Genomic DNA, 17825 nt, shown 5'->3' on the forward strand with positions numbered 1-17825 from the left:
CCTCCCGGTGTTCCCTTGAAGGCAGGGTGCGGACCCCCCATCTTGTGACGGGAACGGGGGCCGCGACCGGCGTGTTATAGAGCGGTGTTTCACCCTGCATGCGCGCTCGGCGGGCATGTGGGCAACTCTTGAAGGGCCTGCCCGTCTGGCAGGCCAGCGGGTGGCGGATACATGTTCTTCGGACGTGACGACAAGAAGGAAGCCCAGAAGCGGGGACTCACCATCCCGCTCTTGCCCCTTCGGGACATCATCGTGTTCCCGCACATGGTGGTGCCGCTGTTCGTCGGACGTGAGAAGTCGATCGCGGCCCTGAAGGACGCGATGGCCCACAAGGGGCCGGATGACAAGGCCGTCATCCTGTTGGCCGCCCAGAAGAAGGCCAAGACGAACGACCCCTCGCCGGACGACATCTTCCACTTCGGCACCATCGGTCACATCATCCAGCTCCTCCCGCTCCCCGACGGCACGCTGAAGGTGCTGGTGGAGGGCGTGCGCCGGGCCAAGGTGAAGAAGTTCCACCCGAACGACGCCTTCTTCATGGTCGAGGTGGATGAGGTCGAGGAGACGCAGGAGAAGAGCGTGGAGCTGGAGGCGCTGGTGCGCTCCGTCCACTCCGTCTTCGAAGCCTTCGTGAAGCTCAACAAGCGCATCCCGCCCGAGATGCTGATGCAGGTCGCCAGCATCGACGACCCGGCGCGTCTCGCGGACACCATCGTCGCGCACCTGTCGCTGAAGCTGAACGACAAGCAGGCGCTGCTCGAGACGGAGTCCCCGGCGAAGCGGCTGGAGAAGCTCTACGAACTCATGCAGGGCGAGATCGAAATCCTCCAGGTGGAGAAGAAGATCCGCACGCGCGTCAAGAAGCAGATGGAGAAGACCCAGAAGGAGTACTACCTGAATGAGCAGATGCAGGCCATTCAGAAGGAACTGGGTGAGCGCGACGAGTTCAAGAACGAGATCCAGGAGATTGAAGAGAAGCTGAAGAACAAGCGGATGAGCAAGGAGGCCACGCTCAAGGTCAAGAAGGAGCTGAAGAAGCTCCGGATGATGAGCCCGATGAGCGCCGAGGCCACGGTCGTCCGCAACTACATCGACTGGATCATCAGCCTGCCCTGGTACGACGAGACCCAGGACCGGCTGGACGTCACCGAAGCGGAGCGCGTGCTCAACGAGGACCACTACGGCTTGAAGAAGCCGAAGGAGCGCATCCTCGAGTACCTGGCCGTGCAGCAGTTGGTGAAGAAGCTCAAGGGCCCCGTGCTGTGCTTCGTGGGTCCTCCGGGCGTGGGCAAGACGTCGCTGGCGCGCAGCATCGCGCGGGCCACGGGCCGCAAGTTCGTGCGCCTGTCGCTGGGCGGCGTGCGCGACGAGGCGGAGATCCGCGGCCACCGCCGCACGTACATTGGCGCGATGCCGGGCAAGCTCATCCAGTCCCTGAAGAAGGCGGGCAGCAACAACCCCGTGTTCCTCCTGGACGAGATCGACAAGATGTCCACGGACTTCCGTGGCGACCCGAGCGCGGCGCTGCTGGAGGTGCTGGACCCGGAGCAGAACCACAACTTCAACGACCACTACCTGGACCTGGACTACGACCTGTCCAAGGTGATGTTCATCTGCACCGCGAACACGATGCACAACATCCCCGGTCCGCTGCAGGACCGCATGGAGGTGATTCGCATCGCGGGGTACACCGAGCCGGAGAAGCTCTCCATCGCGCGGCGCTACCTCATCCCGAAGGAGCAGGAGGCCAACGGGCTGGCGGACCTGAAGATCGACATCAGCAACGACGCGCTGAAGACCATCGTGCACCGGTACACGCGCGAGTCGGGCGTGCGTTCGCTGGAGCGTGAGATTGGTGGCGTGTTCCGCAAGATTGCCCGCGACGTGCTGAAGAACGGCAAGCGGGACCTCATCGAGGTGGACCGCAAGCAGGCGATGAAGTTCCTGGGCACGCCCCGCTTCCGCTACGGCGTGGCGGAGAGCGAGGACCAGGTGGGCATCGTCACGGGCCTCGCGTGGACGGAGCTGGGCGGTGAGATCCTCACCACGGAAGCCACGTCCATGCCGGGCAAGGGCAAGCTCATCATCACGGGCAAGCTGGGCGAGGTGATGCAGGAGTCGGCGCAGGCGGCCATGTCCTACGTGCGCAGCCGCGCGGAGCGCTTCGGCATCGACCGCAAGGTGTTCGAGAACTACGACATCCACGTCCACCTGCCGGAAGGCGCCATTCCCAAGGACGGTCCGTCCGCGGGCGTCACCATGGCCACGGCCCTGGTGAGCGCGCTCACCCGCGTCCCGGTCCGCCGCGACGTGGCGATGACGGGTGAAATCACGCTGCGCGGCCGCGTGCTGCCCATCGGCGGTCTGAAGGAGAAGACGCTGGCGGCGCACCGGGCGGGCATCAAGACGGTCCTCATCCCGAAGGCGAACAAGAAGGACCTGAAGGACATCCCGCTGAAGATCCGCAAGGCGCTGCGCATCGTCCCGGTGGAGTTCGTGGACGACGTGCTGCGCGAGGCGCTGCTCTTGGACAAGCCGGAGGAGTTCGGCCGCAAGGGCGCGGGCGACAACCTCAAGGGCGGCCTGCCCATGACGGAAGTGGCCTCCACGCCGACGGCGGCCCCGACTTAAGGGGCCCTGAGCCTCGGGGCCCGTGAAGGGCCCAGGGGCGGGTGGTACCGAAGCCAGGATGCCGGCCGACCCTGCGTCGGTGGGCTTCCTGGCTTCTGTTTTTGCGGGCGTGTCGGGGTACAACGCGGGCGGTGGCTCCTCGCGCTCGAATCCTTGGGTACTCCCTGGTGCTGGTGATGGTCGCGGCCTGCGGGCCGTGCGGCTTCCAGCCCGAGCCGGGCGTGAAGGTGGTGGTGCCGGCGATGCCCACCACGCTCGACTGGAGCCACTCGGATCCGATGAGCTGGGTGAACTACCCGGTGATGCTGGCCACGCAGAAGGGGCTCACCACGCTGGGCCCGGACCACTCCGTGCGGCCGGGACTGGCGGAGCGGTGGACGCGCGATGCGGATGCCTCCGGGCGGGAGGTCTACACCTTCCACTTGCGCGCGGATGTGAACTGGTCCGACGGTTCCCCTGTCACGGCGCGCGACTTCGTCTTCGGCTGGCACCGGGCGCTCTTGGGCCGCGAGCGCGGGGAGATGGCGGACCTGGAGGGCGCCGAAGCGGTGCTCGCGCTGCTGGAGCGCGGGGCCCCGGCGCCGGAGGTCCAGGCCGCGCTGTCCCGCGTGGGGGTGGAGGCCGTGGATCCGCGCACGCTGCGCGTGACGCTGGCGCGGCCCCGGAGCTACTTCCTGGCGCGCCTGGCGAACGTGTACCTGTTCTTTCCCTCGCCATCGGTGGACCTGGAGGGGAAGTCGGACGAGGCGGTGCGCGACTACTTCGACCGGCCTCGCGATGGGCGTCCGCTGGCGGTGGGGCCCTATCGCGTCGAGCGCTGGGACCGCGCCGGGGAGCGCGTGCGGCTCGTGTACAACCCGCTGAGCGCGTTCCCTCCGCCCATGGGGCCGGGAGAGAAGCCGGCGCCGGTGCTGACGCTGATGAAGTCGGAGATTGGCCCGGCGCTGTATGAGCGCGGGCGCGTGGACTTCGTCTTCGTGGACAGCGCGGCGGCGCTGCGGGGGATGCGGCCCGGGGACCTGAAGCGCGAGCCCCTGTTGTCCACGTACTTCCTCGGCTTCAACACGGAGCGGCCGCCGTTGGACAGGCCCGAGGTGCGTCGGGCCCTGGCGCGGGCGTTGGACCGGGAGGCGCTGCTCGCGGGGCTGCTGCCGGCGGCGCGCGCGACGAACGTGCTGCTGCCGCCGGAGCTGCCGGACGCGGCCACGCCCGAGCAGGCCGCGCGACTGCCTCACTACGAACCGGAGCGCGCGAAGGCGGAGCTAGCGGCGGTGAAGGGCCTGGACCGGCCGCTGCGGCTGGTGGTGAAGGCGGGGGATTCGTTCGTGCCGGAGGAGGCGCTGGCGGAGCGCATCGCGGCGCAGCTCGCGCGGGTGGGCGTGCGGGTGGTGGTGGATTCGCGCTCGGACTTCTCCGCGGAGGTGGCGCGGCGGACGCCGCAGGGGACTCGGGCCTATGACCTGTACCTGCGCCGGCTGGGCGCGGACTACGCGCACCCGAACACGTTCTTCACGCTCTTCGAACGGCAGGGCAATCACCAGACCGGCTGGGAGACGCAGGGCGGCGGCGAACCGATGCAGCGCTTCGAGCAGCTGCTGGAGGCGGCGGACGGCGACGCGGATGCCGCGCACGCGCGCGAGCTGTACGCGAAGGCCCAGGAGGTGCTGGTGGGCGAGCAGGCCGTCATCGCGCCGCTGTACCACCCGGACCGGTACTTCCGGGCGCGGGCGCGGCTGCACGGGCTGGACGTGGATCCGTTCAACTTCCTCGCGCTGCGCGCCCTGCGGCTGGGCCCGGATGAGACGCCCTCGGCCCGCGCGGAAGGGCAGGGGCCCTAGCGCATGGGTACTTCGAGCATGGCCTCCCGGCGGCGACAGCGCCTGCGAGTACCCGATGGTGTCGCACGCATCGGTCCTTCGAGACTCCGAACCGTGCGCTCCTCGCAAGCCTCAAGGCAGGGGCCCTAGCGCATGCGCCTCATCGCGACGCGTCTCGTGCGGCAGCTCGTGCTCGTGCCGGTGGTGGCGGTGGCCTCGTACTACCTGATGGCCGCGCTGCCGCTCACCACGGAGAGCGACACCAAGCGGCAGGTGTCTCCGGAGCTGGCGGCGTCGTACCAGCGCGACCTGGGCATCGGCGAGCCGCTCGGTTTCCTGCGGCCCTGGCAGAAGCTCTTCGCCGGGGAGCGGCTGGGCACCAGCGCGCAGGGCATCACCGGGGATGAGCTGCTACAGAAGCTCTCCGGCAGCGTGGGCGTGGGCCTGGTCGCGCTGCCCCTGGCGCTCGCATGGGCGCTGGGCTTCGCGCTCCTGCGCACGCGGTGGCGGCGCGGACGGTGGGCGGTGCTGGGCGACGCGCTTCCCGCCATCGCCTTCGGCACCCCCGTGTTCATCCCCGCGCTGCTGCTGGCCCCTTCCGTGGTGGAGCGCGGACACCTGCTTCCAGAGCTGTGCGCGGCCCTCGTCATCGCCATCTGGCCCGGCACCTTCCTGGGCACGCTCGTGGGCGACGCGCTGGAGACGGAGCTGTCGCGTGACTACGTGCGCACCGCGCTCAGCAAGGGGCTGGACCCTGGCACCGTGATGCGCCGCCATGTGCTTCCCAACGTGTGGCCCGCGCTCCTGGACGCCGTGACACCCGTGGCCACCGCGCTGCTCGCGGGCTCGTTCGCCGCGGAGCGCGTCTTCGGCCTGCCCTACTTCGGCCAGCTCTATGTGCTCGCCGTCCTCAACAAACAGGTGGCCGTCGTCGTCGTGTCCACCACCACCTTCGCCACCGTGCTCGTCGTCGTGAGCCTCACGGTGGAAGTGCTGCGCGTGCTCGTGGATCCGCGCGCCCGGGAGGCCCGCGCATGAAACGCGTTCCCCTGCGCGCCTGGGTGGGCCTCGTCCTCCTCGTGGGCCTGGGCGCCTTGAGCCTCGTGGCCGGCCGCCTGTTCCCCGAGTCCCTGGCCCAGACCTGTCCGCTCGGCTGGGACCTGAACCGCCCCGACCGCAGCGTGTGCGAGCTGGCCTTCGGGGGCCTCTGGGTGTCCCTGGCCGTGGGCCTGGCGGCGGGCGCGTTCTCCACCGTGCTGGGGCTGGGCGTCGCGGCGCTCGCGCGGCTGTCCGGCGGCGTGACGGAGCAGGTGCTGCTGCGCGCGGTGGACGCCGTGTTCGCGCTGCCGGACGTGCTCGTGGTGATGGTGCTCCAACTCGCCGGCCAGTCGCTGATGGACGCGGGCCTGGGTGGGGGCCTGGGGCCCTTTGGCTTGATGGTGACGTCGCTGGCGCTGGTGGGCTGGGCCGGCCCCGCGCGCATGTTCAGGGACCGCCTGGCCACGCTGGAGGGCCAGGAGTACGTGGCCGCTGCTCGCGCCCTGGGCGGGGGGGGCGTGCACGTGCTTCGCGTGCACCTGTGGCCCCTCTTGCGGCCGTTCGTGCTGGCGGTGTTCTTGAGCCGCCTTCCCAGCGCCATCCTCACCGAGTCCACGGTGAGCTTCTTCGGCATCGCCCGCATGGAACCCATGTCCCTGGGCCGCTACCTGGGCACGTCCTACGCGGCGCTCATCTACGAGGGGGGCAGCCGCGTCGTTCTTCCCGCGTGGGGGCTGCTCGTCCTGCTGGTGCTTGGCGCCTCGCTCGCTTCCCAGGCGTTGGGGGGAGGTACCCGTCGTCAAGTGTGAGGAATGCAGCACATGGGCGCAAAGGTTCCCTACGAACGGAAACCCTTTGCCCCCTGGTGAACACCATGTCCCTCCCCACGGAAGAAATCCCCCTCTCGCCTGCCCGTGAAGAGCGTCCGCGCGACGACGGACTTCGCAAGGAAGCTGTTCGCCGCTCCGTGCTGGTGGTGGAGGACGACGCCGCCCACCGCGAGCTGTTGGTGGAGATGGTGAGCCAGTGGGGCTACGACGCCATGCCGGTGGGCAGCGCCGAGGAGGCCGAGTTCGCCGTGCGCAACAAGCGCATGGACGCGGCCATCGTGGACGTGTTCCTGCCCGGCCGCAGCGGCACCACGCTCATGTCCAAGCTGCGCGAGCGCTTCCCGCAGGCGGTCCTCATCGGCGTGAGCGCGATGAGCGACGCGGCCACCGCGCGCAAGTGCAAGAGCCTGGGCGCGGACCTGTTCATCGGCAAGCCGCTGAATCCGGACAAGCTGGCCACGGCGCTCAAGTCCAAGCACCACAGCTGGCACTGAAGCCCCGACGCTGAAACAGCGAGGGAGCGGGTTCCGGTTGCACGCCCTGGCCGGACGGTCGATGCTCCCCCTGTGAAGAACCTCGCTTCCGGCTTCCTGCTGGCCATGCCCCAGCTTGGAGACCCGAACTTCTACCGGTCGGTCATCCTGATGATCGAACACGGGGAGACGGGCTCCATGGGGCTCGTCGTGAACCGGGGAGCGCCCCTGACGCTCGGTGAGCTGGCGCGCGGTCAGTCGATGGAGATCTCGACCGACCGCGTGTCGCAATCGGTGTACGTGGGCGGCCCGGTGGAGCCCCAGCGGGGCTTCGTCCTGCACGACGACCCGTCCGTGACGGAGAAGCACGCCGTCATGCCCGGCCTCTTTCTCAGCGTCACCCTGGACGCGCTGGGCCCCCTGCTGCAACGCACCGAGCCGCGCGTGCGCTTCTGCCTGGGCTACGCGGGCTGGGGACCCCGGCAGCTGGAGAGTGAGATCGCCGCGGGCTCGTGGCTGTACGCCGACGCCACCGTGGACGCGGTGCTGGGGACAGAACCGTCGAAGCTGTGGGATGCCACCCTGCGCGGCCTGGGCGTGGACCCGGCCATGCTGGTGATGGGAAAGGGAATGAACTGATGCTCGACGCCGAGACGCTCCGCCGTTACCTCCTCGAGGCCCTGCCGGGCTCCGAGGTGGAGTTGAACGATACGACCGGCACGGGAGACCACTTCGAGGCACGGGTGGTCAGCCCCGCGTTCACGGGCAAGACGATGGTGGAACAGCACCAGCTCGTGTACGCGCCCCTGCAGTCGTGGTTGAAGTCCGGCGAGCTGCATGCGCTCGCGCTCAAGACCTATTCGCCCGAGCAGTGGAAGAAGCTCGGGCCCCGCTGAAGCAAGGAGCAACGTTCCATGGATGAGACGCTCAAGGCCCATTTCGACCAGACGGTGAAGTCGCACCCCATCGTGCTCTTCATGAAGGGCAACGCGCTGTTCCCCCAGTGCGGCTTCTCCGCGCGGGCGCTCCAGATTCTTCAGCCCCTGGGGCCCGTGCACACGGTGGACGTGCTGGCCGACCCGGCGGTGCGCCAGGGCATCAAGGACTACTCCAACTGGCCCACCATTCCGCAGGTCTACATCCACGGGAAGTTCGTGGGCGGCTCGGACATCCTGGCGGAGCTGGCCGAGCGCGACGAGCTGCAGGCCCTGGTCGCCGCCGGCAACAAGTAGTCGCAACACCCCGGAGCAGGGGGGCGTGCGGGCCCGGGGGAGACCCGGGCCCCGTCCCCCGCTTAGGATGGGCGGCGGTCGCCTAGAGGGGTTCCGCCGCCGTGCTCACCGTCACACCTCCTGATTCCAAGCCGCAGGACGAGTCCAACGAAGTGCCGGGGGTTCCGGTCGGGGGAGGAACGCCACCGCCCGCGGCGAACGTCGCCGTCGCCACGTCGGCCGCCGTCGTCGATCCGGACGACCTCGTCAGCACGGACAAGACGCCCACGCTGGTGGACCGCGTGCAGGCGTTCCGCGCGAAGTACGAGAAGCAGGAGATGGCCCTCTTCTTCTTCGCGGGCTTTCTCTACGACGTCCTCACGCTGAGCCCCATCGACGACACGCAGACGGTGGTGCAGAACTTCGTCTACCTGCTGCTGCTCGCGGGCCTCCTGCTTTTGGAGCAGCGCTACCAGGAGGGCGCGGAGCCGCCGAAGCTGCTCGCGAAGGTCTGGCGCTTCCGCGAGGACGCGCTGCACTTCCTCTTGGGCAGCCTGCTCAGCGCCTTCACGCTGTTCCTGTTCAAGAGCTCGTCGGGCCTTACGCCCTTGTTGTTCCTCGCGGTCATGTTCTCGCTGCTGGTGGCCAACGAGCTGCCGCGCTTCCGGCAGTTGGGGCCCGTCATCCGCGTGGCCCTCTTCAGCCTGTGCGTGACGCTCTACTTCGCGTCGCTGCTGCCGGTGTTGCTGAGCCGGGTGGGGTGGTGGATCTTCACGCTGTCCGTGGCGCTGGGCTCCGGCAGCATCTACGGCATGCTGCGCGTGCTGAAGCGCTGGCGTCCGGATGAGAAGGCGCTCCTGCGCACGGTGGCGGTGCCGGGCTTCGGCGCGCAGGCGGCGCTGCTCGGGTGCTACTTCCTGGGCGTGATTCCGCCGGTGCCCCTGGCGGTGCAGTACAGCGGCATCTACCACCAGGTGGAGCGCGTCGATAAGCGCGAGTACAACATGACGGGCCTGTACCGCCTGACGTCGGAGGCGCGGCCGTGGTGGAAGGTCTGGACGCTGTGGCACCACGGTGACCAGGACTTCACCGTGCGGCCCGGCGAGCAGCCCATGTACTTCTTCCGCATCTTCGCGCCCAAGGGCTTCGAGCGTTACCGCGTGCGCGTGCGCTGGTACTTCGACCATCCGCAGAAGGGCTGGACGCAGCAGGGCAATGGCTACCTGGCCACGGTGAGCAGCAACGGCACGGAGGGCGGCTACCGCTACTACGCGAAGCCGGGCACCACGCCGAAGCCGGGCGACTGGCGCGTGGTGCTGGAGACGGAGGACGGGCACGAGATCAACCGCCTGGGCTTCACCGTCACGCCCGACACGCGCACCGAGGACCGCCCGGTCACCCAGGACATCTCCGAGCTGAAGGTCATCAAGCCTGTCCGCCTGGAGGAGTTCGAGAAGGCCCATCCGCGCGTGGCTTCGAGCCCCTTGTCGGAACCGCCGCCTCCCGCGCCGGAGCCGGCCCCGCCCGAGGCGGCTCCGGAGTAGCGCTCCGTCGCGACGCGGGCGTGGGGGGCCACGAGGCCTCGCGACGCTCGCGGCTTCCGCCCCCCCACTGTCCGCCTTTCGTCGTTCCCCCTGTCTGGGGACGCGATGGCGTGCGCGGGGCGCCTGCCTACGATGGGGCGCACTCGCAACCGACAATGGGGGGGCCTCATGCTCCGTACGTGGCGTCTCGCGGTCCTGGCCGCATGGGCCTTCACGGCGGCCGCCAGGGCACAGGCCCTGGACCCCGCGGTCTCCGGGCAGTGGTCGGCCGTGCGGACCTGGCCCTACTCCGCGGTGCACACCCACCTGCTGCCCACCGGCAAGGTGATGTGGTTCTCCGAGTTCGGAGACGGTGACAACCCGCACCTGTGGGATCCGCAGACCAACGTCCTGACGGCGCTCCCCAAGGCGGGCTTCAACATCTTCTGCGCGGGGCATGCCTTCCTCCCGGATGGCCGGTTGCTCGTCGCGGGCGGGCACATCGCGGACGACGCGGGGCTGCCCTACGCCACCCTCTTCAATCCCTTCACCAACACCTGGACCCGGCTGCCGAACATGAACGCCGGCCGCTGGTACCCCACCGTCACCACGCTGCCCAACGGGGAGCTGCTGGTCATCGGGGGCGCCAAGGAGGACACGAGCAAGAACCTGGTGCCCCAGGTCTGGCAGCCGTCGAAGAACGCGTGGCGCACGCTCAGCGGCGCCAGCCTGGAGCTCATGTACTACCCGTGGATGTTCGTGGCGCCCAACGGCAAGTCGTTCATGGCGGGGTACTGGAAGCCCTCGCGGTTCCTCTCCACCGACGGCACGGGCGCGTGGACCTCCGGGCCCCGCACCCGCTACGCGCACAGCCGCAATGCGGGGAGCGCGGCCCTGTATGAGCCGGGGAAGGTCCTCATCGCCGGAGGCGACAATCCCCCCACGAACAACGTGGAGGTCATCGACCTCAACGCCGCGACGCCCGCCTGGCGCACGGTGGCCCCCATGCGCTACGTGCGCCGTCAGCACAACACCACGCTCCTGCCCGACGGGACGGTGCTCGTCACCGGCGGACACAGCGGCCCCGGGACGGACAACCCCCGGTTCCCCCGCTACGAAACCGAGCTGTGGAACCCCACCAGCGAGACCTGGACCGAGCTGGCCCCCATCTCCGCCTATCGCGGCTACCACTCCACGACCCTGCTTCTTCCGGATGGACGGGTGCTCTCCGCGGGCGGGCGCGGCGTGCGCACCCAGCAGGTGTTCTCTCCGCCCTATCTCTTCAAGGGCGCCAGGCCCACCATCTCCTCCGCGCCCACGTCGGTGGCCTACGGCGAGAACTTCCGGGTCACCACGCCGAACGCGGCGCTCATCTCCAAGGTGTCATGGATCCGGCTGGGCTCCGTCACGCACGCCTTCGACGAGAACCAGCGCTTCCAGTGGCTGAAGTTCACGGCCAGCAGCGGCGCGCTCACCATCACCGCGCCCACCCAGGCGAACACGGCCCCACCGGGCCACTACCTGCTGTTCCTGCTCAACGCCAACCGGGTCCCCTCGGTGGCGAAGATCATCCGCATTGGCGGAACGTCCTCGCAGGACCCGACGGATCCCCCGCCCGACACCGGCTACACCGCGGTGGCCTTCGGTGCGGAGTGGAAATACGACGACCGCAACGTCGACCCGGGGGCCGGTTGGACGGCGCCCACCTTCAACGACGCCGCTTGGAAGAAGGGGCCGGCGCAGCTGGGCTATGGCGACGGCGACGAAGCGACGGCGCTGAGCGCGAGCACTCCGCGCCAGCCCAGCGTCTACTTCCGCCGCAAGTTCATGGTGCACGGCATGGTGGACCAGGCCCGGCTCAAGGTGCTGCACGACGATGGCTTCGTCGTGTGGCTCAACGGTACCCAGGTGTTCTCCAAGCTGGTGAACAACACCGCGCACGGCGCCTATGCCCAGGGCTCCAGCAGCGACAACGCGATGGCCGAGGCCACCCTCCCAGGGGCCCGCTTCGTGATGGGGGAGAACACGCTGGCCGTCATGGTGAAGCAGGCCAACGCCACGTCCAGCGACCTCTCCTTCGACCTGGAACTCAAGGTCACCACGCAGGGCAACGCGCACTCCTCGCTCGTCCTCGAAAGCCCCAACGGCGGAGAGACGCTGCGGCCGGGAAACGTCCAGACGCTGCACTGGATGAGCCATGGCTCGGACTTCCACACCTTGCGGCTCCAGTTCTCACCCGACAACGGGGCGCACTGGACGACCGTCAATACGGGCATCCCCGACACCGGTTTCTTCGACTGGACGGTGCCGTCCACGCCGACGTCGCAGGGGCTGCTGCGCGTCGGGGATGCGATGCGGCCGGACATCTTCGACCAGACCGACACCGCCTTCACCATCTCCACGAGCCCGAAGTTCCAGGCCGTAGGGTTCGGCGAGTACTGGACCTTCGATGACCGCGGCGTGGACCCAGGCAGCGCCTGGATGGCGCTCGGCTTCGACGACGGCGCGTGGCGGTCGGGCCCGGCCCCCCTGGGGTATGGGGCGGGTGACGAGCACACGGTGCTCGACAAGGCGAACCCCAGTCAGCCGAGCCTCTACTTCCGCAAGAAGCTCACCCTCGGTGAGGCCATCCGCTCCGCCAACGTCCGGGTGCTGCACGACGACGGCGTGGCCCTCTGGGTGAACGGAAAGCTCGTCTACTCCCGGTACATGGAGAACGGCTTCGCCCACGGCACCTTCGCGAGCGGCGTGCTGAAGGAGCCGGTGATCAGCACGGCCACCTTCGATGGCGGCCCCTTCGTGGTGGGGGAGAACATCCTCACGGTGATGGTGAAGCAGGCGAACGGGGCGTCCCATGACGCCGCGTTCGACCTGGAGCTGAACCTGGAGACGCGGTAGCGGGGGAGGGCGCGTCGCGGCTACGCGGGCGGCGCCTTGAGCAGCGTCACCTGACCCAGCAGCACCGGCACCGCCGTCTCCACGCGCAGGATGCGGGGGCCCAGGGAGAAGGGCTGGAAGCCGTGGGCCTCCAGCAGCTCGGCTTCGAAGGGCACCCAGCCTCCGTCCGGTCCGATGGCGAGCACCACCCGCCGTGCCTCCGCCACACCCACCTTCTGCAATGGCTGCCGCGCCGGAGGGTGGGGGAGCAGGCGCAGGGCTTCGGTGCCGAAGACCGTGTCCAGCTCGTCCTCGACGAAGGGGCGGAAGCGCTCGCGCACCAGGACCTCCGGCGCGCGTGTGTCGCGGGCCTGCTCCAGGCCCTGGAGGAGCAATTCGCGCACGAAGGCCGCGTCCAGCACCTTGGAGTCGAAGTAGCTCTTCTCCACGCGGGCCGCGTTCACGAGCACCACCCGGTCCACGCCCAGGGACGCCACGGCGGGCAGCACCTTCTTGAGGGCCTTGGGGCGGGGGATGGCCAGCAGCAGGTCCACGCCAGCGCGGGGCGGTGGGGCGTCGGTGAGGGTGACGCGCAGGTGGAGCAGGCCAGGGGCGTTCTCCAGCACCTCGCCGGTGCCGGTGAGGCCGTCCAGGCGGCCCACGCGCAGGGATTCGCCGGGCTCGGCCTTGAGGACGTCGCGGGCGTGCTGGGCGCGGCGCCCGGTGAGCCGGGCGGTGCCATCCGGCTGGAAGTCCTCGTCCAGGAGCAGGAGCAGGTTCACGGTAGGCCCCATGTAGCCGTTCCGGGGCGGGCGGGGGAGGGGGCGCCCCGTCTGTCGGTGCTCGGGCCCGGGCCGCGGGCCGTCCGGGCGGAGGCGTGATAAAGGGCCGGCGTGCGTTCCTTCTGTGTCCGTTGCCTGCGTCCCGAGAGCGCGTGTTACTGCGCCCACGTTCCCCAACTGGAGACGCGCACGCGCGTGGTGTTCCTCCAGCACCCCCGGGAGCGGCGCGTGGCCATTGGCACGGCGCGCATGGCCCACCTGTCGCTGCCCAACTCCGAGCTGCACCGGGGCGTGGACTTCACCGGCCACGCCCGGCTGGAGGAGCTGGCGCGCAACCCGGAGCGCGTCGCGGTGCTCTTTCCCGGCGAGGACGCCATCTCCGTCGAGGATGCCCGGGCGAACCCGCCGGAGACGCTCATCGTCGTGGACGGCACCTGGCCGCAGGCGAAGAAGGTGGTGATGCGCAACCCGCTGCTCGCCGGCCTGCCGCGCATCGGCTTCGTGCCGCGCCGCCCGAGCAACTACCGCATCCGCGCCGAGCCCGCCGACCACTGCGTCTCCACCATCGAGGCGGTGGCGGAGATATTGGGGCAGCTCGAAGGCCGTCCGGAGCACTTCGACCGGATGCTGGGCGCGTTCGAGTTCATGGTGGACACGCAGCTGGAGCGGCAGGAGACGCGCGATGGCCCGGGGCGCCGCCGCATCTACAAGGGCGAGTGGCGTCCGCCCCTGGAGCTGCGCTCGCTGGCGGAGGCCTCCGAGCACCTGGTGCTCTTCTACGCGGAGGCCAACGCGCACCCGCTGGAGGCGGACATCCCGCCGGAGCTGGTGCACCTGGTCGCGTGCCGGCTGGCCACCGGGGAGCGCTTCGAGGCGGTCATCGCCCCGGAGCAGCCGCTGGCCTACAGCACGCCGCTGCACGTGGAATTGTCGGAGGAAGCGCTGCGCGCCGGTGAGCCCCGCGCGGAGGCGCTCGCCCGCTTCGAGGCGTTCCTGCGTCCGGAGGACGAGCTGACGGTGTGGACCACCTTCGCGCTGGACTTGCTGTGGAGTGGCGGCCTGTCGCGCAAGGCTGCGCGCAACGTGCGGCTCGCCACGGCGCGGGCGCTCAAGGGCAAGGCGGGCGGGGTGGAGCAGGCGGTGGAGATGCTCGGCGCGTCGGCGGTGAAGCCGTGGGCCCAGGGCCGCGCGGGCCGCCGCATCGCCGCGCTGGAGTCCGTGGTGCGAGACCTGGTGGCCCGGGGGCTGGCGACGCAGCCGCCCGCGCGTCTGCCTCGCACCGGCACGGAAGGCTGAGCCGGGGCTTTCCGGCGGTCAGGGCACGGGGCGGCGCGGAAGGCCGCGCCCGTGGCTACTGGCCCAGGCGCGCGGTGCCCACGCGGGCACCCAGCGTCGTCGAACCCGCGCGCCAGGGACGAGCCTGCTCGCGCATCCACCGTCCCAGACGGGCGATGAGGTAGCAGCCCACCAGCAGCGCCACCGACACGCCCAGCGCCGCGGCGATGCCCAGCCGGGGGCCGATGCGCTGCGAGAGGCCGGCGATGTCCGCCCAGCCGTACACCATCGGCAGGTGCAGCACGTAGAGCCACAACGACAGCCGCCCCAGCGGCGCCAGCAGTCCGCTCAGCCGCTGCGGCAGCAGGTTCACCCCGCCCAACACCAGCAGACCCTGCGCCACGCGGAACATCACCATCGTGGGGCTGGTGGGCGTCCACTCGACGGGCATCCACCGGGTGAGCGCCAGCAGCCCTCCGCCCAGCGCGAGGAGCGCGAGCCCCTGCGGCCACCCCGGCTTCAACAGGTGCAGCGCGTGCGCCGCGAAGGCCCCCGCGAAGAAGAAGCCCGCCCAGGGGAAGAACGGGAAGCGGCTGCCCTCGCCATTGCCGATGAACTGCTGCACCGGCACCGGCAGGTGCGCGCCTGCGTTCCACAGGACGGCGCTCGCCAGGGGGATGCCCACCGCCAGTCCGCCCAGGGCGAGTGCCCGCGCGCCCAGGTTCGGCGTCAGCACCAGCACGAACGCGCCCAAGAGCAGCGAGGCCCCGATGCACTGGAGCGCGTCGAACTGGAACACCTTGGCCAACATGGCGTCGGAGTAGCCCAGGTCGCGCACCGCGCCCCAGCCCGGCCAGTGCAGCAGGTATCCCAGGAACAGCAGCAGCAGCGCCCGGCGGAACCTGCGCCCGAAGGAGTCCTTCGCCGCGCCGGGACGCGTGCCCAGGGCCATCACCACCGCCCAGCCGCTCACCAGCAGGAACAGCGGCGCGGTGATGCCCCGCAGCTCCCAGTAGCGTTGGACCCACGGATGGTCTCGCAGCGCGGGCGCGAGCAGCGCATCCAGCGTGTGCCCCATCACCATGGCAACGACAGCCAGACCCCGCGCACCATCGAGCGCGGGGTGACGGGTTTGCCGGAAGCTGAGCGAAGGGCCGAGTCCGTTCAAAGCGCTCACGAGCATAAACCCAGCCGTGGGCCTCGTCTCCAAAACGCACCAACCGTGGGGGTTGGCAGGCTTCAAACCCACCCCGGATTTCACTCTGGGAGAGGGTCATTCGTCCGTCGGGGAATGCTACAGGATGGGTGCATGTCCCCGCGCACCGCCCTCGTCTCCGCCCTCGCGCTTCTCGCCGCCCCGACCGCTGCTGTCGCCCAATCCGGGGATGACTGGTTTGGACCCGACAAGCCCAAGCACTTCGCGGCGTGTCTGGCCGCCACCGGCGTGGGCTACGGCGCGGGCGCGCTCCTGTTCGACACACCGGGCGCGCGGGCTCTCACCGGCGTGGGCCTGGGTCTGGGCGTGGGGGTCGGCAAGGAGGTGTATGACCGCGCACGCGGCAGCGTCTTCTCCATGAAGGACCTGGCGTGGGACACCGCCGGCACGGCCACCGGTCTACTGGCCGCGTTCCTCGTGGACCGCTTCATCACCGAGGTGCTCCTGCCCCCGCCCCGGAGCGTCGCCGTCGTTCGCGGGAGCGGCCGGGGCCTCCGGCACGTCGGGACGGGCGCGGCGCTCCACGAACTTCAGCAGCAGGTCGCGTTGCATGCGCGGCTCCACCAGGAGCAGGCGGCCCTCGGGGTCGTCGCTGTCGGAGACGAGCACGGTGACCTGTCGGCGCGGGCACTGGTTCATACACCCGGTGGGCGTGACGCGGACCTGCCCGGCGAGGCCGCGGTCGGCCAACTCCCCCTGGAGCCAGCGCGGCAGGTCCTGGCCTCCACCCCGGGCGCACTTCGTCAGGCATTTGCGACAGACGAGCACGTCCACCTCGCGCCCCTTGTCGCCCGCGTCGTCCTGCATCCGTCGTCCTCCCTGGCCTTCGCTTCCAGCCCGGACTTCCGCTTCCAGGCGGATGCCCCGGTCCGTGGCCCTGGCACGCCGCCAGGTCCGTGGATGAAGTGAAGGGGTAGCAGCGGGGGACTTGTTCCGCAGGGCCCCGTGTCCCGACCGCCGGGCCGCTGTCCGGGCAGGCTCTGGACTGATGGGTACGGGTAGCCGGAATGCGGGGTGCGGCGTCTTGCCTCGGCGCTTTGGAGGCGGGGCGCTGGTACGTTGCGCCCGCGCTGTTTCGCTCGCGGAAGGCCCTCCCCACATGCTGCGAACTCGACTGCTCCCGTGGTTCACCCTGTCGGCCCTGGGCCTTGGTGCGCTCGCCGGTTGTGAGCGTGCTCCGGAAGCGCCCGCCGTGGCGCCGCCCGCGCCCGTCGTCGCCGCCGCGAAGCCGCCCGCGCCGCCGGCCGTGCCGGATGCGGTCGCGGTGGCGAAGCTGGCCTCGCACTTCTTCCAGGCCCCTCGCGGCGAAGCGCCGCTGCCGGCGGACACCGAGGCGCAGGTGGCCCTGGGCCGCATGCTCTTCCACGAGCCCCGCCTGTCGAAGAACCACGACGTGTCGTGCAACACGTGCCACGGGCTGGACACCTTCGGCGTGGACAACAAGGCGCTGTCGGACGGGCACCGGGGGCAGAAGGGCAGCCGCAACTCGCCCACCGTCTACAACGCCGCCCGCCACATCGCGCAGTTCTGGGATGGCCGCGCCGCCACGCTGGAGGCGCAGGCCGAGGGCCCGATGATGAACCCGGTGGAGATGGCCATGCCCGACGCGAAGCGCGTCGAGGCCACGCTGTCCTCCATGCCCGAGTACACCGCGCGCTTCCACGCCGCCTTCCCGAAGGAGCGCAAGCCGGTGACGCTGGCGCACGCCGCGAAGGCCCTGGCCGCCTTCGAGCGCACGCTCACCACGCCGTCGCGGTTCGACCGCTTCCTCGCGGGCGAGCACGCGGCCCTCAGCGTCGCGGAGCAGCGCGGCCTGGAGGCCTTCGTCACCACCGGCTGCACCACGTGCCACAACGGCCCGGCGGTGGGCGGCACGTCGTTCCAGAAGCTGGGGCTGGTGGAGGAGTACCCGAAGCTCACCGACGCGGGCCGCTTCGACGCGACGAAGAACGAGGACGACCGGGGCTACTTCCGCGTGCCCACCCTGCGCAACGTGGAGAAGACGGGGCCCTACCTGCATGACGGCAGCGTGCAGGACCTGCCCACCATGGTGCGGTTGATGGGGCGCTACCAGTTGGGGCGCACGCTGAAGGACGGCGAGGTGGACGACCTGGTGGCGTTCCTCAAGAGCCTCACCGGCGAGCTGCCCCCC

General features: G+C 70.1%; 15 protein-coding genes. 13 read left to right on the forward strand and 2 right to left on the reverse strand.

Features of this window, described 5'->3' with window-relative positions; all coding sequences use genetic code 11:
* Positions 1-171: 171 nt before the first annotated feature.
* From lon to D7X74_RS12460, 10 genes are all read left to right on the forward strand, one after another.
* Entirely contained in the window at positions 172-2631 is a 2460-nt protein-coding gene (gene lon / locus D7X74_RS12415; protein ID WP_120533150.1) for an endopeptidase La, read from the forward strand.
* A gap of 176 nt (positions 2632-2807) precedes the next feature.
* Entirely contained in the window at positions 2808-4469 is a 1662-nt protein-coding gene (locus D7X74_RS12420) for a peptide ABC transporter substrate-binding protein (RefSeq protein WP_120533160.1), read from the forward strand.
* Between the two features lie 132 nt (positions 4470-4601).
* Entirely contained in the window at positions 4602-5486 is an 885-nt protein-coding gene (locus D7X74_RS12425; protein WP_120533151.1) for an ABC transporter permease subunit, read from the forward strand.
* A complete protein-coding gene (locus D7X74_RS12430; protein ID WP_120533152.1) occupies positions 5483-6295 on the forward strand; it encodes an ABC transporter permease subunit in 813 nt (270 codons plus the stop codon). The genes D7X74_RS12425 and D7X74_RS12430 overlap by 4 nt, the downstream gene beginning before the upstream one ends.
* A gap of 65 nt (positions 6296-6360) precedes the next feature.
* Positions 6361-6810 (forward strand): response regulator, encoded by a 450-nt coding sequence (locus D7X74_RS12435; protein WP_120533161.1) that lies wholly within the window; start codon positions 6361-6363, stop codon positions 6808-6810.
* Positions 6811-6882: 72 nt separating this feature from the next.
* On the forward strand, positions 6883-7428 hold the full coding sequence (locus D7X74_RS12440) for a YqgE/AlgH family protein (protein WP_120533153.1): 546 nt from the start codon (positions 6883-6885) through the stop codon (positions 7426-7428).
* Positions 7428-7685 (forward strand): BolA family protein, encoded by a 258-nt coding sequence (locus D7X74_RS12445; RefSeq protein ID WP_120533154.1) that lies wholly within the window; start codon positions 7428-7430, stop codon positions 7683-7685. The genes D7X74_RS12440 and D7X74_RS12445 overlap by 1 nt, the downstream gene beginning before the upstream one ends.
* 18 nt (positions 7686-7703) lie before the next feature.
* A complete protein-coding gene (grxD, locus tag D7X74_RS12450; protein ID WP_120533155.1) occupies positions 7704-8021 on the forward strand; it encodes a Grx4 family monothiol glutaredoxin in 318 nt (105 codons plus the stop codon).
* Between the two features lie 101 nt (positions 8022-8122).
* Positions 8123-9544, forward strand: a complete 1422-nt coding sequence (locus D7X74_RS12455) for a DUF2914 domain-containing protein (RefSeq protein WP_120533156.1) — start codon at positions 8123-8125, stop codon at positions 9542-9544.
* 168 nt (positions 9545-9712) lie between these two features.
* Positions 9713-12421 carry a galactose oxidase-like domain-containing protein gene (locus tag D7X74_RS12460; protein ID WP_233602073.1) on the forward strand — a complete coding sequence of 903 codons (2709 nt, stop codon included), beginning with the start codon at positions 9713-9715 and terminating at the stop codon, positions 12419-12421.
* A 20-nt stretch (positions 12422-12441) separates the two neighbouring features.
* Here D7X74_RS12460 and D7X74_RS12465 read toward each other — a convergent pair whose 3' ends face one another.
* On the reverse strand, positions 12442-13182 hold the full coding sequence (locus tag D7X74_RS12465; protein ID WP_120533163.1) for a 16S rRNA (uracil(1498)-N(3))-methyltransferase: 741 nt from the start codon (positions 13180-13182) through the stop codon (positions 12442-12444).
* Positions 13183-13293: 111 nt separating this feature from the next.
* Between D7X74_RS12465 and D7X74_RS12470 the strand changes: the two genes are divergently transcribed.
* The gene (locus tag D7X74_RS12470; protein WP_120533157.1) at positions 13294-14478 is read left to right on the forward strand and encodes a tRNA-uridine aminocarboxypropyltransferase; all 1185 of its coding nucleotides are present in this window, start codon (positions 13294-13296) and stop codon (positions 14476-14478) included.
* Positions 14479-14533: 55 nt separating this feature from the next.
* Here D7X74_RS12470 and D7X74_RS12475 read toward each other — a convergent pair whose 3' ends face one another.
* Positions 14534-15541 (reverse strand): acyltransferase family protein, encoded by a 1008-nt coding sequence (locus tag D7X74_RS12475; protein WP_233596019.1) that lies wholly within the window; start codon positions 15539-15541, stop codon positions 14534-14536.
* 225 nt (positions 15542-15766) lie between these two features.
* Here D7X74_RS12475 and D7X74_RS12480 point away from each other — a divergent pair, with 225 nt between their 5' ends.
* Entirely contained in the window at positions 15767-16582 is an 816-nt protein-coding gene (locus tag D7X74_RS12480; protein ID WP_199741810.1) for a hypothetical protein, read from the forward strand.
* Positions 16583-16772: 190 nt separating this feature from the next.
* On the forward strand, positions 16773-17825 hold a 1053-nt coding region (locus tag D7X74_RS12485; RefSeq protein ID WP_120533164.1), incomplete at its 3' end, for a cytochrome-c peroxidase.

The sequence above is a fragment of the Corallococcus sp. CA047B genome (assembly GCF_003612065.1).
Classification (GTDB): domain Bacteria; phylum Myxococcota; class Myxococcia; order Myxococcales; family Myxococcaceae; genus Corallococcus; species Corallococcus praedator.

What these genes read in the sequence shown, in the direction of transcription:
- lon (WP_120533150.1), top strand. Translation starts at nt 172, where the DNA reads ATGTTCTTCGGACGTGACGACAAGAAGGAAGCCCAGAAGCGGGGACTC.
- D7X74_RS12430 (WP_120533152.1), top strand. Translation starts at nt 5,483, where the DNA reads ATGAAACGCGTTCCCCTGCGCGCCTGGGTGGGCCTCGTCCTCCTCGTG.
- D7X74_RS12475 (WP_233596019.1), bottom strand. Translation starts at nt 15,541, where the DNA reads ATGGTGATGGGGCACACGCTGGATGCGCTGCTCGCGCCCGCGCTGCGA.
- D7X74_RS12445 (WP_120533154.1), top strand. Translation starts at nt 7,428, where the DNA reads ATGCTCGACGCCGAGACGCTCCGCCGTTACCTCCTCGAGGCCCTGCCG.
- D7X74_RS12425 (WP_120533151.1), top strand. Translation starts at nt 4,602, where the DNA reads ATGCGCCTCATCGCGACGCGTCTCGTGCGGCAGCTCGTGCTCGTGCCG.
- D7X74_RS12480 (WP_199741810.1), top strand. Translation starts at nt 15,767, where the DNA reads ATGTCCCCGCGCACCGCCCTCGTCTCCGCCCTCGCGCTTCTCGCCGCC.
- D7X74_RS12435 (WP_120533161.1), top strand. Translation starts at nt 6,361, where the DNA reads ATGTCCCTCCCCACGGAAGAAATCCCCCTCTCGCCTGCCCGTGAAGAG.
- D7X74_RS12420 (WP_120533160.1), top strand. Translation starts at nt 2,808, where the DNA reads ATGGTCGCGGCCTGCGGGCCGTGCGGCTTCCAGCCCGAGCCGGGCGTG.
- D7X74_RS12460 (WP_233602073.1), top strand. Translation starts at nt 9,713, where the DNA reads ATGCTCCGTACGTGGCGTCTCGCGGTCCTGGCCGCATGGGCCTTCACG.
- grxD (WP_120533155.1), top strand. Translation starts at nt 7,704, where the DNA reads ATGGATGAGACGCTCAAGGCCCATTTCGACCAGACGGTGAAGTCGCAC.